This window comes from Pseudomonas kuykendallii, from assembly GCF_900106975.1.
In the GTDB taxonomy this organism is placed as follows: Bacteria; Pseudomonadota; Gammaproteobacteria; order Pseudomonadales; family Pseudomonadaceae; genus Pseudomonas_O; species Pseudomonas_O kuykendallii.
Genome location: NZ_FNNU01000007.1, coordinates 84,046 through 98,559 on the forward strand (window position 1 = coordinate 84,046; position 14,514 = coordinate 98,559).

Here is a 14,514-nt window from a genome sequence, read left to right on the forward strand (position 1 = left end):
TAACCCCATAGGTGTGAAATGGCAGGCGCAAAAGAGATTCGCAGCAAGATTGCGAGCATCAAAAGCACGCAAAAGATCACCAGCGCCATGGAAAAGGTGGCGGTCAGCAAGATGCGCAGAGCACAACAGCGCATGGCTGCCAGCCGTCCTTATGCCGAGCGCATTCGGCAGGTGATCGGCCATCTGGCCAACGCCAATCCGGAATACCTGCACCCGTTCATGATCGAGCGTGAGGTCAAGCGTGTCGGCTATATCGTCGTCACCTCCGACCGTGGTCTTGCCGGCGGCTTGAACACCAACCTGTTCAAGGCTCTGGTCAAGGACATGAGCGCCCAGCGCGAGAAAAGCGCGGAGATCGATCTGGCGGTGATCGGGGGCAAGGGTGCGTCGTTCTTCCGTAGCTACGGCGGTAACGTGGTAGCGGCGATCAGCAACCTGGGCGAAGCGCCTTCGATCAACGACTTGATCGGCAGCGTCAAGGTCATGCTGGATGCCTACCTCGAAGGCCGTATCGACCGGCTGTACGTGGTCTCCAACAAGTTCGTCAACACCATGACCCAGAAGCCGACCGTGGAGCAGTTGATTCCGCTGGTCGCCGAGGACAGCCAGGAGTTGAAGCACCACTGGGACTACCTCTACGAACCCGATGCCAAGCAGTTGCTGGAAGGCCTGCTGGTGCGCTACGTGGAGTCGCAGGTCTACCAGGCGGTGGTCGAGAACAATGCGGCCGAGCAAGCCGCACGGATGATCGCGATGAAGAACGCCACCGACAACGCCGGTGATCTGATCAGCGAATTGCAGCTGATCTACAACAAGGCGCGTCAGGCAGCGATCACTCAGGAAATCTCGGAAATCGTCGGCGGCGCTGCCGCGGTTTAACGGTTCAAAATTCAGAGGAACCAAAGATGAGTAGCGGACGTATCGTTCAAATCATCGGCGCCGTCATCGACGTGGAATTCCCGCGCGATCAGGTCCCGAACATCTATGACGCGCTGAAGGTACAAGGCGCGGAAACCACCCTGGAAGTCCAGCAGCAGCTGGGCGACGGCATCGTCCGTACCATCGCCATGGGTTCGACCGAAGGCCTCAAGCGCGGTCTCGACGTCGCCAGCACCGGTGCTGGCATCCAGGTTCCGGTCGGCGTGAAAACCCTGGGCCGGATCATGGACGTCCTCGGCAACCCGATCGACGAAGCGGGCCCGATCGGCGAAGAAGAGCGCTGGGGCATCCACCGCGCTGCGCCTTCCTACGCGGAGCAGGCTGGCGGCAACGAGCTGCTGGAAACCGGCATCAAGGTCATCGACCTGGTCTGCCCGTTCGCCAAGGGCGGCAAGGTCGGTCTGTTCGGCGGCGCCGGTGTCGGCAAGACCGTCAACATGATGGAACTGATCCGTAACATCGCCATCGAGCACAGCGGTTACTCCGTGTTCGCCGGTGTGGGCGAGCGTACCCGTGAAGGGAACGACTTCTACCACGAGATGAAGGACTCCAACGTTCTCGACAAAGTGGCCCTGGTCTATGGCCAGATGAACGAGCCGCCGGGCAACCGTCTGCGCGTGGCGCTGACCGGCCTGACCATGGCCGAGAAGTTCCGTGACGAAGGTCGCGACGTTCTGCTGTTCGTCGACAACATCTACCGTTACACCCTGGCCGGTACCGAAGTATCCGCACTGCTCGGCCGTATGCCGTCCGCAGTGGGTTACCAGCCGACCCTGGCCGAGGAAATGGGTGTTCTGCAGGAACGCATCACTTCCACCAAGTCGGGTTCGATCACCTCGATCCAGGCCGTCTACGTTCCCGCGGATGACCTGACCGACCCGTCGCCGGCGACCACCTTCGCCCACCTTGACGCCACCGTGGTTCTGTCCCGTGACATCGCTTCGCTGGGTATCTACCCGGCGGTCGATCCGCTCGACTCCACCTCGCGTCAGCTGGACCCGAACGTGATCGGCGCTGAGCACTACGAGACCGCTCGTGGCGTGCAGTACGTTCTGCAGCGCTACAAGGAGCTGAAGGACATCATCGCCATCCTCGGCATGGACGAGCTGTCCGAAGCCGACAAGCAATTGGTATCCCGTGCTCGTAAGATCCAGCGTTTCCTGTCCCAGCCGTTCTTCGTGGCCGAAGTCTTCACCGGCTCGCCGGGCAAGTACGTTTCCCTGAAGGACACCATCGCTGGTTTCAAAGGGATCCTCAACGGCGACTACGATCACCTGCCGGAACAAGCGTTCTACATGGTTGGTGGCATCGAAGAAGTCATCGAGAAAGCCAAGAAACTGTAATCGGGAGCGCCCGGTGACGGGCGCCCACGCGAGGCTACCTAATGGCTATGTCAGTCCATTGCGATATCGTCAGCGCGGAAGGCGAAATCTTCACCGGTCTGGTGGAAATGGTGATTGCGCACGGCAACCTGGGTGACCTGGGTATTTCGCCGGGCCACGCACCCTTGATCACCGACCTGAAGCCGGGTCCGATCCGTCTGGTCAAGCAGGGCGGCGAAGAGGAGGTGTTCTACATCTCCGGCGGTTTTCTCGAAGTCCAGCCGAACATGGTCAAGGTTCTTGCCGACACCGTGCAGCGCGCTGGCGACCTCGACGAAGCGTCCGCCCAGGAGGCCGTCAAGGCCGCCGAGCAGGCACTGAACGATAAGGGCGCGGAATTCGACTACGGCTCGGCTTCTGCCCAGCTCGCCGAAGCTGCCGCCCAGTTGCGGACCATCCAGCAGTTGCGCACCAAAGCCAAACGCTGAGTGAATCCGTTTCGACAATCAGGGGTAGCTTCGGCTACCCCTTTTTGTTTGCGTCTTTTCTGAACGCTGTTGCCGGTATGATCTGGCTGTCTTAAGGTCGCGCCGTTTCCCTTTGCTCCTGGAGGTCCTTGCATGTCCCTTGAAGTCGTGATTCTCGCCGCCGGCCAAGGTACGCGCATGCGTTCGGCACTGCCCAAGGTGCTGCACCCGGTGGCTGGCAAACCGATGCTCGGGCACGTCATCGACAGCGCGCGCCAGTTGCAGCCGCAGGGCATCCATGTGGTGATCGGGCATGGCGCGGATGCGGTGCGCGAGCGCCTTGCCGCGGAGGACCTCGATTTCGTCATGCAGCGTGAACAGCTCGGGACCGGTCACGCCGTGGCCCAGGCGGCGCCGGCGCTGTCCGCCGAGCGCGTGCTTATCCTCTATGGCGACGTCCCGCTGATCGAAGTCGGCACCCTGCAGCGCCTACTGCAGAAGGTGGATGACCAACACCTGGCGCTGCTTACCGTGGAGCTCGGCGACCCGACCGGCTACGGGCGCATCGTCCGTGATGCCGCCGGGGCTGTGCGTGCGATCGTCGAGCACAAGGACGCGACGCCCGAGCAGCGCGCGATCAAGGAAGGCAATACCGGCATCCTCGCGGTGCCCGGCAAACGACTCGGCGGCTGGCTGAGCCGGCTGTCCAACAGCAACGTGCAGGGCGAGTACTACCTCACCGACGTGGTCGCTATGGCGGTCGCCGACGGGCTCACCGTCGCCACCGAACAGCCGCTGGACGCGATGGAGGTGCAGGGCGCCAACGACCGCATCCAGCTCGCCGAACTGGAACGTCACTACCAGCAGCGTGCGGCACGCCGGCTGATGGCCGAGGGTGTCACGCTACGTGATCCGGCGCGTTTCGATGTGCGCGGCGACGTCAGTGTCGGCCGCGACGTGCTCATCGATATCAACGTGATTCTCGAAGGCCGCGTCCTGATCGAGGAGGGCGTGGAGATCGGACCGAACTGCGTGATCCGCAACAGCACGCTGCGCAAGGGTGCGATCGTCAAGGCCAACAGCCATCTGGATGGCGCCGAACTGGGCGAGGGCGCCGATTGCGGCCCGTTCGCGCGGCTGCGTCCGGGCAGCGTGCTGGGTGCGAAGGCCCATGTCGGCAACTTCGTCGAATTGAAGAATGCCGTCATGGGGGAAGGTGCCAAAGCCGGCCATCTGAGCTACCTCGGCGATGCCGAGATCGGTGCGCGCAGCAACATCGGCGCCGGCACGATCACCTGCAACTACGACGGTGCCAACAAGTCGCACACGCGGATGGGTGAGGATGTATTCATCGGTTCCAACAGCGCACTGGTCGCCCCGGTGAGCCTCGGCGACGGTGCCACCACGGGCGCCGGGTCGGTGGTCACCCAGGATGTGCCGGCGAATACGCTGGCCGTTGGGCGCGCCAAGCAGCGCAACATCGAAGGCTGGAAGCGGCCGGTGAAGGTGAAGAAGTAACCTGATCGATGATGAGAAGGCGGCGTTGGCCGCCTTTTTTCGTTTCTGTGGTTGACGTGAAAGCTTCGTTAGGTTTTGATTCGAAAACTTTAATTTCGAATCGAAACTTAAGCATGTCGAAGCGCAACACGCCGCAACGTCGTCACGCCATCCTGGCTCTGCTCGCCGAGTCGGGAGAAGTCAGCGTGGACGAGTTGGCCAAAGGCTTCTCGACGTCCGAAGTGACCATCCGCAAGGACCTCACGGCACTGGAGAAGAATGGCCTGCTGCTGCGTCGCTACGGCGGCGCGGTGTCGGTGCCGCAGGAACTGATCGTCGACGATGCGCAGCCGGTATCGTCCTACAAGCGCGCGATTGCCCGCGCCGCGGTCGCCTGCCTCCGTGAGCACGCGCGCATCATCATCGACAGCGGCAGCACGACGGCGGCGATGATCGGCGCGCTCGGGCGTCAGCCCGGCCTCGTGGTGATGACCAATTCACTGAACGTGGCCAACGCCCTGCGCGAACTGGAGCACGAACCGGTACTGCTGATGACCGGCGGCACCTGGGACCCGCACTCCGAATCCTTCCAGGGCCAGGTCGCCGAACAGGTGCTGCGTTCCTATGATTTCGACCAGCTGTTCATCGGCGCCGATGGCATCGACCTGGAGCGCGGCACCACCACCTTCAACGAGTTGCTGGGCTTGTCGCGGGTGATGGCCGAGGTCGCCCGCGAGGTGATCGTGATGGTCGAGTCCGACAAGATCGGCCGGCGCATGCCGAACCTCGAGCTGCCGTGGAGCAGCGTGCATACCCTGATCACCGACACGCGCCTCACCGCCGAGGCGCGTGATCGCATCGAATCCCTTGGCGTACGGCTGATCCTCGCCGCCGCCAGCGAAAAATAGGAGAGAAACATATGTGTGGCATCGTTGGCGCCGTCGCCGAACGCAATATCCTGCCGGTCCTCGTCGAGGGCCTGAAACGTCTGGAATACCGCGGTTACGACAGCGCCGGCGTGGCCCTGCTCGACGGCGACGGCACGCTGCAGCGCGTGCGCCGGCCGGGCAAGGTCAGCGAGCTGGAGCAGGCCCTGGCCACCGCACCGCTGAATGGCCGGCTGGGCATCGCCCACACCCGCTGGGCGACCCACGGCGTGCCCAGCGAGCGCAACGCGCACCCGCATTTTTCCGGCAACGACCTGGCGCTGGTGCACAACGGCATCATCGAGAACCACGAGCCGTTGCGTGCGCGCCTCAAGGACATGGGCTACCTCTTCACCTCCGAGACCGACACCGAAGTCATCGTGCACCTGTTGCACCATCACCTGGACGCGCTGGGCGACCTGGCCGACGCGCTCAAGGCGACGGTGAAGGAACTGCACGGCGCCTACGGCCTGGCGGTGATCAGCGCCAAGCAGCCGGACCGCCTGTTGGCCACCCGCAGCGGCAGCCCGCTGGTGATCGGCCTGGGTCTGGGCGAGAACTTCCTCGCTTCCGACCAGTTGGCGCTGCGTCAGGTGACCGACCGTTTCATGTATCTGGAGGAGGGCGACATCGCCGAAATCCGCCGTGATTCCGTGCAGGTCTGGGATCTCGACGGCCAGCCGGTGCAGCGCGAGCAGGTGCAGTACCACGAAGGCGCGGAAGCCGCCGACAAGGGCGCCTACCGGCACTTCATGCTCAAGGAAATCCACGAGCAGCCCAAGGTCGTGCAGCGCACGCTGGAAGGTCGCCTGGGTCTCGACCACGTGCTGGTCGAGGCCTTCGGCCCGCAGGCCGGGGCGTTGTTAGCCAAGGTGCGCAACGTGCAGATCGTCGCCTGCGGCACCAGCTATCACGCCGGCATGGTCGCCCGATACTGGCTCGAGGAACTGGCCGGGATTCCCTGCCAGATCGAAGTCGCCAGCGAGTTCCGCTACCGCAAGGTGGTGGTGCAGCCGGACACCCTGTTCGTCAGCATTTCGCAGTCCGGCGAAACCGCCGACACCCTGGCTGCGCTGCGCAACGCCAAGCAGCTTGCCCCCGGTGCCGGCGGCTACCTGGCCAGCCTGGCGATCTGCAACGTCGGCACCAGCTCGCTGGTGCGCGAATCCGACCTGACCCTGCTGACCCAGGCCGGGCCGGAGATCGGCGTGGCGTCGACCAAGGCGTTCACCACGCAACTGGTCGCCCTGCTGCTGCTGACCCTGGCGCTGGGCCGCATGCGCGGCGGCTTGTCGGCGACGGTCGAGGCCGAGCTGGTGGACGAGCTGCGCCGCCTGCCGACCCGCCTCGGCGAGGCGCTGGGCATGGACAAGACCGTGGAGAAAGTCGCCGAACTCTTCGCCGAGAAGCACCACACGCTGTTCCTGGGTCGCGGCGCGCAGTACCCGGTGGCGATGGAGGGCGCGCTCAAGCTCAAGGAAATCTCCTACATCCACGCCGAAGCCTACCCGGCCGGCGAGCTCAAGCACGGCCCGCTGGCGCTGGTGGACAGCGACATGCCGGTGGTCACCGTGGCGCCGAACAACGAGCTGGTGGAAAAGCTCAAGTCCAACCTGCAGGAGGTCCGCGCGCGCGGCGGCCAACTGGTGGTGTTCGCCGACATCGAGGCCGGTATCGACAACGGCGAAGGCACCCACGTGGTCAGCATGCCGCACATCCACGACATCCTCGCGCCGATCCTCTACACCCTGCCGCTGCAGCTGCTGTCCTACTACGTAGCCGTGCTCAAGGGCACCGACGTCGACCAGCCGCGCAACCTGGCGAAATCGGTCACCGTGGAGTGAAATCCGGAAGCGGGCGGCCAGGCTCGCAAGCATTGGCGGAATTCCACCGCCCGGCTGCTGCCGCTTCCCCGAACCGTTCTGGCGCTCTATGAACATCAACTTCGATCTCAATGATCTCCAGGCCTTTCGCGCGGTGGTCGAGAAGGGCAGCTTTCGCAAGGCTGCCGAGGCCATCCGCATCTCGCAGCCGGCGCTCAGCCGGCGCATCGAAAAGCTGGAAACCGCGCTCGGTGTGAAGCTGTTCGAGCGCACCACGCGCAAGGTCAGCCTGACCATGGCCGGCCGGGCGTTCATGCCGAATGTCGAGCGCCTGCTGGATGACCTCGAAGTCGCCCTGCTCGGCATCACCGGTGTCGCTTCGAACCGCCTGGCCAACGTCACCATCGCCTGCGTGCCGTCCACCGCCTACTACTTCATGCCGCAGGTGGTGACCGAGTACCACCGCCTGTATCCACGGACCAAGGTGCACGTGCTGGATGCCAGCGCCAGCGAGGTACAGGACGCGGTGGCCAGTGGCGAGGCGGATCTCGGCCTGAGTTTCACCGGCGCGCTGGATCCGGCCATCGCCTTCGAGCTGCTGCTGCAGGAACGCTACGTGATGGCCTGTCGTCGTGACCATCCGCTGGCGGAAGCGGCGCAGGTGAGCTGGGACGAGATGTACCGGCAGGACTACATCACCCTCGGCAAGAGCTCGGGCAACCGGTTCCTGCTGGATCAGGCGCTGGTCAAGGTGCGTCCGGAGAAGGCCGGGATCTGCGAAACCCGCCATGTAACGACCATGATCGGTCTGGTGGAGGCGGGGCTGGGCGTGGCGGCGGTGCCGTCCATCGCCATGCCGATGGCCGGGCACCCCTTGCTGGTGAGCGTGCCGCTGGTGGAGCCGGAGGTGCTGCGCAATGTCGGCCTGATCAAGCGCCGGGGGCACTCGCTGACATCGGCGGCGCTGGAACTGGAACGCCTGGTGCGGGAGATGAAGCGCCTGCCGGGCTGATTGCCACCCGGCAGGCCCGCGTTCAGACCGCCAGCTGCGGCTGCACGGAGATGCGCCGGTACATGAACAGCGTCGCCAGCAATGCGCAGAGGGCGGCGAAGGTCATCCAGTAGCCGGGCGCGGCCTTGTCGCCGGTGGCGTGGATCAGCGCGGTGGAGATCGCCGGGGTGAAGCCGCCGAACACGGCGGTCGCCAGGCTGTAGGCCAGGGAGAAGCCGGCGACGCGGACTTCCACCGGCATGATTTCGGTAAGCGCCGGAATCATCGCGCCGTTGTACATGCCGTAAAGGAACGACAGCCACAGCAGCACTTCGAGCATGTGCGCGAAACTCGCCGCCTGCGCCAGGTACGACAGCGCCGGGTAAGCACTGACGATGGCCATCACGGTCATGGCGACCAGCACCGGTTTGCGCCCGATGCGATCGGACAGCGCGCCGCCGATCGGCAGCCAGATGAAGTTCGACACCCCCACCAGCAGCGTCACCAGCAAGGCATCCGCCGTGCTCAGCTCGAGCACGTTCTTGCCGAAGGTCGGCGCGTAGACGGTGATCAGGTAGAACGCGGTGGTGGTCATCGCCACCATCAGCATGCCGGCTACCACGGTGACCCAGTTCTGCATCAGCGTGCGAAACACCTCGCGCATCGTCGGACGGTGGCGGCGCGCGCTGAATTCCTCGGTTTCCTTCAGGTTGCGGCGCAGCAGGAAGATGAACGGCACGATCATGCAGCCGATCGCGAAGGGAATGCGCCAGCCCCAGGCCGCCACATCGCTCGCCGCCATTCCCTGGTTCAGCGCGTAACCCAGCGCCGCGGCGACGATGATCGCCACCTGCTGGCTGCCGGACTGCCAGGCGGTATAGAAACCCTTGCGCCCCGGCGTAGCGATCTCGGCCAGATACACGGATACCCCGCCCAGTTCCGCACCGGCCGAGAAGCCCTGAAGCAGTCGGCCGATGAGCACCAGCAGCGGTGCCACCAGGCCAATGCTGGAGTAGTCCGGCACCATCACGATCAGCAGGGTGCCGCTGGCCATGATCGAGAGCGTCACGATCAGCCCCTTGCGGCGGCCGACGTCGTCGATGTACGCGCCGAGGATCACCGCGCCCAAGGGACGCATGAGGAAGCCTGCGCCGAACACGGCGAAGGTCATCATCAGCGAGGCGAATTCGCTCGATGACGGGAAGAACGCGGCGGCGATGTGGTTGGCGTAGAAGCCGAAGAGAAAGAAGTCGAACTGTTCGAGGAAGTTGCCCGATGTGACTCGGAATACGGCGGCGATTTTTGCCCGCGCGGATGTTGCCGCGGATTTCATCGAATCCTGCATGGGAATTCTCCAGCGTTTTTGTCCATGCGCAGGGGCGCACGATTATTGGAATCCCAGATGGTGGCTGACACATCTTGAAATGATAAGTGCGTATTTCGCATGAATTGATGCGCGTCTGGCATCAGTTTGTATTCGCTTCCAACCAATACGCATGAAACCTGTCGGGTCTTCCCCTGCGTGATGACCTCAGTGCTGGTGCGAACGGCCGACGTGGGACGGAGCCTCGTCCACGTTGATGCTGGCTTCGGTGAGCTGGCGGACGATCTGGCAGCGTTCGATTTCGCCGCCCTCCGAGCAACTGCGGCGCAGCTCCACCAGTTGCACCTGGAGCGCCTGCAGGCCGGCGATACGGGCGGCGACGTGCTCGATGTGCTCGTCGATCAACTCGTTGAAGGCTTCGCAGTTGTTCTGCGGCTGATCGCGAAATTCCAGCAAGCGACGAATCTCGTCGAGGGTCATGTCCAGCGTGCGGCAGTTGCGGATGAAGGTCAGCCGCTCGCTGTGTAGCGGGCCGTAAACCCGGTAATTGCCTTCGCTGCGGGCGGGAAGCGGCAGCAGGCCTTCACGTTCGTAGTAGCGGATGGTTTCCACGGGGCAGTGGGTCTGCCGCGCCAGTTCACCGATTTTCATGAGGCCTCCAGGTCGCTTGACCCTGTAGTGGCTACAGGGTGTTCACTGCGCACCATACCCCATCCGGAGAACCGAGATGACCCAGTGTTGCGGTGACCACGCCCGCGGAAAACCTTCCGCGGACCGACAGGACGTTCAGGATCGCCACGATCACGATCACGATCACGATCACGATCACGATCACGGCGCGGTGACAGGCCAGCTGAGCCGTTTCCGCATCGAGCAGATGGATTGCCCGACCGAGGAAAGCCTGATCCGCGGGCGCCTCGGCAAGTTGCCCGAGGTGCAGCGATTGGAGTTCAACCTGCTCAAGCGCGTGCTTGGCGTGTGGCACGCGGGGCTGCGGGAAGCGACGATCCGCGACGCGATCGCCGAGCTGGGCATGTGCGCCGAACCGATGGCGGCGACCACCACGCGGATCGCCATCGCGCAGATGGACTGTCCGACCGAGGAGCGCCTGATCACCGACAAGCTCGGCGGTATGCCCGGTATCACGGCGCTGCAGTTCAACCTGATGCAGCGCGTACTCACCCTCGGCCACGATCCGGAGGCGCTGCAGCCGGCGCTGCAGGCGATTCGCGAGCTGGGTTTCACGCCGCGGGTGGCGACAACGGGCGAACCGGCGCCGCAGATGGCGCCGACGAGCGGAAAGAGCATCAAGCTGGCGCTGGCCGGTGTCGCCGCGATTGCCGCCGAAGTGCTGCATTTCGCCGACCTGGCGCCCGAATGGCTGGTGGCACTGATCGCCCTGGCCGCCGTGTTGCTCAGCGGGGTGGACGTCTACAAGAAGGGCTGGATCGCGCTGAAGAACCGCAACCTCAACATCAACGCGCTGATGAGCATCGCGGTGACCGGAGCGATCCTCATCGGCCAGTGGCCCGAGGCGGCGATGGTGATGTTCCTCTTCGCCGTTGCCGAGCTGATCGAGGCGAAGTCCCTCGATCGCGCGCGCAACGCCATCGGCGGGCTGCTCGAACTGGCGCCGGAAACGGCGACGGTACGCCAGCCCGACGGCACCTGGCAGAGCACGCCGGTGGCCGAGGTGGCGCTGGGCAGCCAGGTGCGCGTTCGTCCTGGCGAACGCATCGGCCTGGACGGCGAAGTCCTCGTCGGCCAGTCCAGCGTGAACCAGGCGTCGATCACCGGCGAGAGCCTGCCGGTGGAGAAGGCCGTCGGTGACGCGCTGTTCGCCGGCACCCTGAATGGCGATGGCGCGCTGGAGTACCGGGTCACCGCCGAGCCGAGCAACAGCACGCTGGCGCGGATCATCCAGGCCGTCGAGCAGGCCCAGGGCATGCGTGCGCCGACGCAGCGTTTCGTCGACCGCTTTTCGCGCCTCTACACCCCGGCGGTGGTGCTGCTATCGCTGGCGGTGGCGTTGCTGCCGCCGCTCTTCGACGGCCAGTGGGTGGAATGGATCTACCGCGCGCTGGTGCTGCTGGTGGTCGCCTGCCCCTGCGCGTTGGTGATTTCCACCCCGGTGAGCATCGTCAGCGGCCTCGCTGCGGCGGCGCGCAAGGGCATCCTGATCAAGGGCGGCGCCTACCTGGAGAACGGTCGCCACCTCAGCCACCTGGCGCTGGACAAGACCGGCACCCTGACCTACGGCAAGCCGCAGCTGACCGATCAGCATCTGCTGGTGGATGCCGATCCGGAGAGCGTCATCAGCCTCGCGCTGAGCCTGGCGGTACGTTCGGACCATCCGGTGTCGCAGGCCATCGCCCGGCATGGCGAGAACCAGCCGCTGCGGGACGTCGAGGAATTCGCCGCGCTGGCCGGGCGCGGGGTGCGCGGGCGCATCGACGGGCAGCTGCTGCACCTGGGCAATCATCGGCTGGTGGAAGAGCTGGGGCTGTGTTCGCCCGAGCTGGAGGCGCGCCTCGACGTGCTGGAGCGCGAGGGCAAGAGCGTAGTGCTGCTCTGCGACGAACAGCGTCCGCTGGCGCTGTTCGCCGTGGCCGATACGCTCAAGCCGAGCAGCCGCGAGGCGATCCGCGAGCTGCACGCATTGGGCGTCAGTACCCTGATGCTCAGCGGCGACAACGCCCACACCGCGGCCGCCATCGGGCGCCAGGCCGGCATCGACGAGGCTCGCGGCGAGCTGTTGCCGAGCGACAAGCTGGCGGCCATCGAGGCGCTGCTGGGCAAATCCGGCAGCGTCGGCATGGTCGGCGACGGGATCAACGACGCACCGGCGCTGGCGCGCGCCGACATCGGCTTCGCCATGGCGGCGATCGGCAGCGACACCGCCATCGAGACCGCCGACGTGGCGATCATGGACGACGACCTGCGCAAGATTCCGGCATTCGTGCGCCTGTCGCGGCAGACCGCGGCCGTGCTCAAGCAGAACATCGCGCTGGCGCTGGGGATCAAGGCCGTGTTCCTGCTGGTCACCCTGACCGGCCACGCGACCTTGTGGATGGCGGTGTTCGCCGACATGGGCGTCAGCCTGCTGGTGGTGCTGAACGGCATGCGGCTGCTGCGCAAGTAGCGGCTGACGGACGAACGGTCGATAGATCGCGACCTGTCCGGGTCTACCGGGTAAGTGGTTCCGTGCGTCCCGCCGCGTTGGCGGCGGGACGATCCAGCCCCCGGGGAGCGATGCGATGACAGCTCGAAACACCCCCCATACTGCCCATGCGGCCGTCGCCCTCTATCCGAATCGCGCGCACGAGGCCCGGCACGAGCGGGTCTCGCTGGGCGAACTGGCGCGGCGCATCGCCGGCCTTCAAGGGCTGCCCTATTACGGCGAGTTCAACCCCGAGCAGGCGCCTGCCGAGTCGCTGTATCTGGTCCCCAGCGGGACCCTGATCGGCGTCGAGGAGGCGCGTGGGCTCGGTATCGCCAGCGAGCTGGACCTGTTCGGCGGCGTGGTTCCGCTGCCTTTCGTGGCGACCAAGGCGATCAGTCACGGGCTGGTGGGCGCGGGCGCACAGGCACCGCAGGGTTGGCCGGAAACCTTCGCCGCGCAGGCCGGGGATGCGCTGCTCGACGGCTTCACCGCGTTCGATCTGGACGACGCCCGCGAGGCCGGACAGCGGCTGCTGCGGCAGGGGCGCATGCGGGTCAAGCCGGTACGCGCCACCGCCGGACGTGGACAGTGGCTGGTCGAGGATACCGACGCGCTGGAGCAGGCGCTCGCTGCCCAGGACGCCGACGAAGTGAACGCCTTCGGCCTGGTGCTGGAGCAGCATCTGGACGAGGTGCTGACCTATAGCGTCGGCCAGGTACGCATCGGTGAACTGCTGGCGACCTATCACGGCCGCCAGCGGCTCACCGAAGACAACGCCGGCGAGACGGTCTATGGCGGCTCCGACCTGGTCGTGGTGCGCGGCGATTTCGACGCCCTGCTGCAACTGGATCTGCCCGACCCCGTGCGCCTGGCGGTGAGCCAGAGCCAGCGCTACGACGCCGTGGCGAGCGCCTGCTTCCCCGCGCTGATCGCTTCGCGGCGCAACTACGATGTGGCCCAGGGCCGCGACGCGCACGGCCGGCAGCGCTCCGGCGTGCTGGAGCAGTCCTGGCGCATCGGCGGTGCCAGCAGCGCGGAAATCGCCGCGCTGGAAACCTTTCATGCCGACCCGACCGTGACCCGCGTGCGGGCGTCTTCGCTGGAGTTCTTCGGCGAAGTCCGTCAGCCGCCGACGCATGCCTCGGTGCTGTTTCGCGGTCTCGATCCAGAAATCGGCTTCATGACCAAATGCGTGACGGTGGAGGCGTATGAAGGCACGTAGCGAAACACTCGACATCGAAGTGGAAGTCGCCGGCGAACAGATCGCCGGTACCTTCCTGGTTCCCCGCTCGAAAATCCCCGGCGTGCTGTTCGTCCACGGCTGGGGCGGCAGCCAGGCGCGCGACATCGCTCGCGCGCGCGGCATCGCCGGGCTGGGTTGTGTGTGCCTGACCTTCGACCTGCGCGGTCATGCGCAAACCCGCGAGCAGCAGGAGACGGTTTCCCGCGAGGACAATCTCAGCGACATCCTCGCCGCCTATGACCGCCTCGCCGCGCATCCGGGCATCGACACCTCGGCGATCGCCGTGGTCGGCACCAGCTACGGCGGCTACCTGGCGGCCATTCTCACCACCCTGCGGCCGGTGCGCTGGCTGGCGCTGCGAGTGCCGGCGCTTTACCGCGACGAGGACTGGACGCTGCCCAAACGCAGCCTGGACCGCGTCGACCTCGCCCAGTACCGGCACACCCGCGTGCTGCCCAGCGAGAACCGTGCGCTGGCCGCCTGCGCGGCCTTCACCGGCGACGTGCTGATCGTCGAGTCCGAGCACGATGATTTCGTCCCCCACGAGACGATCATGAATTACCGCGCGGCCTTCCAGAAAACCCACTCGCTGACCCACCGCATCATCGACGGCGCCGACCACGCGCTCAGCGGCGAGACCTGCCAGCAGGCCTATACCTCCGTGCTGACCGGCTGGGCGACCGAGATGGTCATCGGTGCGCGCGTCGGCGGGGCGATGCCGGGCGAATACTCCTGATCGAAATCCGCGCTGCGATTTTCCAGCGTAGGAGGAAAGGTTTCGTCTATCGGGTAGATAGCATGACACCTATCGAATAGGGG

General features: G+C 65.3%; 12 protein-coding genes. 10 read left to right on the plus strand and 2 right to left on the minus strand.

Annotated elements, in window-relative coordinates; translation table 11 throughout:
* Window positions 1–18: 18 nt before the first annotated feature.
* From atpG to BLV15_RS19840, 7 genes are all read left to right on the plus strand, one after another.
* Entirely contained in the window at window positions 19–879 is an 861-nt protein-coding gene (gene atpG / locus BLV15_RS19810) for a F0F1 ATP synthase subunit gamma (RefSeq protein WP_090231445.1), read from the plus strand.
* A 26-nt stretch (window positions 880–905) separates the two neighbouring features.
* Window positions 906–2,282, plus strand: coding sequence for a F0F1 ATP synthase subunit beta (gene atpD, locus BLV15_RS19815; protein WP_090231446.1), 1,377 nt, complete (start codon window positions 906–908; stop codon window positions 2,280–2,282).
* A 41-nt stretch (window positions 2,283–2,323) separates the two neighbouring features.
* A complete protein-coding gene (locus BLV15_RS19820) occupies window positions 2,324–2,749 on the plus strand; it encodes a F0F1 ATP synthase subunit epsilon (RefSeq protein WP_090231447.1) in 426 nt (141 codons plus the stop codon).
* 132 nt (window positions 2,750–2,881) lie between these two features.
* On the plus strand, window positions 2,882–4,246 hold the full coding sequence (gene glmU / locus BLV15_RS19825) for a bifunctional UDP-N-acetylglucosamine diphosphorylase/glucosamine-1-phosphate N-acetyltransferase GlmU (protein ID WP_090231448.1): 1,365 nt from the start codon (window positions 2,882–2,884) through the stop codon (window positions 4,244–4,246).
* Between the two features lie 113 nt (window positions 4,247–4,359).
* Window positions 4,360–5,133, plus strand: a complete 774-nt coding sequence (locus BLV15_RS19830; RefSeq protein ID WP_090231449.1) for a DeoR/GlpR family DNA-binding transcription regulator — start codon at window positions 4,360–4,362, stop codon at window positions 5,131–5,133.
* A gap of 11 nt (window positions 5,134–5,144) precedes the next feature.
* Window positions 5,145–6,995 (plus strand): glutamine--fructose-6-phosphate transaminase (isomerizing), encoded by a 1,851-nt coding sequence (gene glmS, locus BLV15_RS19835; RefSeq protein WP_090231450.1) that lies wholly within the window; start codon window positions 5,145–5,147, stop codon window positions 6,993–6,995.
* Window positions 6,996–7,083: 88 nt separating this feature from the next.
* Complete coding sequence (locus BLV15_RS19840; RefSeq protein ID WP_090231451.1) at window positions 7,084–7,986, plus strand: LysR family transcriptional regulator; 903 nt, start codon at window positions 7,084–7,086, stop codon at window positions 7,984–7,986.
* Window positions 7,987–8,008: 22 nt separating this feature from the next.
* Here the strand turns inward: BLV15_RS19840 and tcuC are convergent, their stop codons facing one another.
* Both tcuC and cadR read right to left on the minus strand, forming a co-directional pair.
* Window positions 8,009–9,310: an MFS transporter gene (tcuC, locus tag BLV15_RS19845; RefSeq protein ID WP_090231452.1), complete on the minus strand. Its 1,302-nt coding sequence runs from the start codon at window positions 9,308–9,310 to the stop codon at window positions 8,009–8,011.
* Between the two features lie 186 nt (window positions 9,311–9,496).
* A complete protein-coding gene (gene cadR / locus BLV15_RS19850; protein ID WP_090231453.1) occupies window positions 9,497–9,940 on the minus strand; it encodes a Cd(II)/Pb(II)-responsive transcriptional regulator in 444 nt (147 codons plus the stop codon).
* Window positions 9,941–10,166: 226 nt separating this feature from the next.
* On the opposite strand from cadR, the gene BLV15_RS19855 reads away from it, so the two are divergent.
* The 3 genes from BLV15_RS19855 (at window position 10,167) to BLV15_RS19865 (ending at window position 14,431) form a co-directional block, all read left to right on the plus strand.
* Window positions 10,167–12,431, plus strand: coding sequence for a heavy metal translocating P-type ATPase (locus BLV15_RS19855; RefSeq protein WP_090231510.1), 2,265 nt, complete (start codon window positions 10,167–10,169; stop codon window positions 12,429–12,431).
* Window positions 12,432–12,546: 115 nt separating this feature from the next.
* On the plus strand, window positions 12,547–13,674 hold the full coding sequence (locus tag BLV15_RS19860) for a DUF3182 family protein (RefSeq protein WP_090231454.1): 1,128 nt from the start codon (window positions 12,547–12,549) through the stop codon (window positions 13,672–13,674).
* Entirely contained in the window at window positions 13,661–14,431 is a 771-nt protein-coding gene (locus tag BLV15_RS19865; RefSeq protein ID WP_090231455.1) for an alpha/beta hydrolase family protein, read from the plus strand. The genes BLV15_RS19860 and BLV15_RS19865 overlap by 14 nt, the downstream gene beginning before the upstream one ends.
* Window positions 14,432–14,514 lie beyond the last annotated feature (83 nt).

Coding starts and splice junctions, on each gene's coding strand:
- tcuC (WP_090231452.1), bottom strand. CDS start 9,310: ATGCAGGATTCGATGAAATCCGCGGCAACATCCGCGCGGGCAAAAATC.
- BLV15_RS19855 (WP_090231510.1), top strand. CDS start 10,167: ATGGATTGCCCGACCGAGGAAAGCCTGATCCGCGGGCGCCTCGGCAAG.
- BLV15_RS19865 (WP_090231455.1), top strand. CDS start 13,661: ATGAAGGCACGTAGCGAAACACTCGACATCGAAGTGGAAGTCGCCGGC.
- BLV15_RS19820 (WP_090231447.1), top strand. CDS start 2,324: ATGGCTATGTCAGTCCATTGCGATATCGTCAGCGCGGAAGGCGAAATC.
- BLV15_RS19830 (WP_090231449.1), top strand. CDS start 4,360: ATGTCGAAGCGCAACACGCCGCAACGTCGTCACGCCATCCTGGCTCTG.
- atpG (WP_090231445.1), top strand. CDS start 19: ATGGCAGGCGCAAAAGAGATTCGCAGCAAGATTGCGAGCATCAAAAGC.
- cadR (WP_090231453.1), bottom strand. CDS start 9,940: ATGAAAATCGGTGAACTGGCGCGGCAGACCCACTGCCCCGTGGAAACC.
- glmS (WP_090231450.1), top strand. CDS start 5,145: ATGTGTGGCATCGTTGGCGCCGTCGCCGAACGCAATATCCTGCCGGTC.
- BLV15_RS19840 (WP_090231451.1), top strand. CDS start 7,084: ATGAACATCAACTTCGATCTCAATGATCTCCAGGCCTTTCGCGCGGTG.
- glmU (WP_090231448.1), top strand. CDS start 2,882: ATGTCCCTTGAAGTCGTGATTCTCGCCGCCGGCCAAGGTACGCGCATG.
- atpD (WP_090231446.1), top strand. CDS start 906: ATGAGTAGCGGACGTATCGTTCAAATCATCGGCGCCGTCATCGACGTG.
- BLV15_RS19860 (WP_090231454.1), top strand. CDS start 12,547: ATGACAGCTCGAAACACCCCCCATACTGCCCATGCGGCCGTCGCCCTC.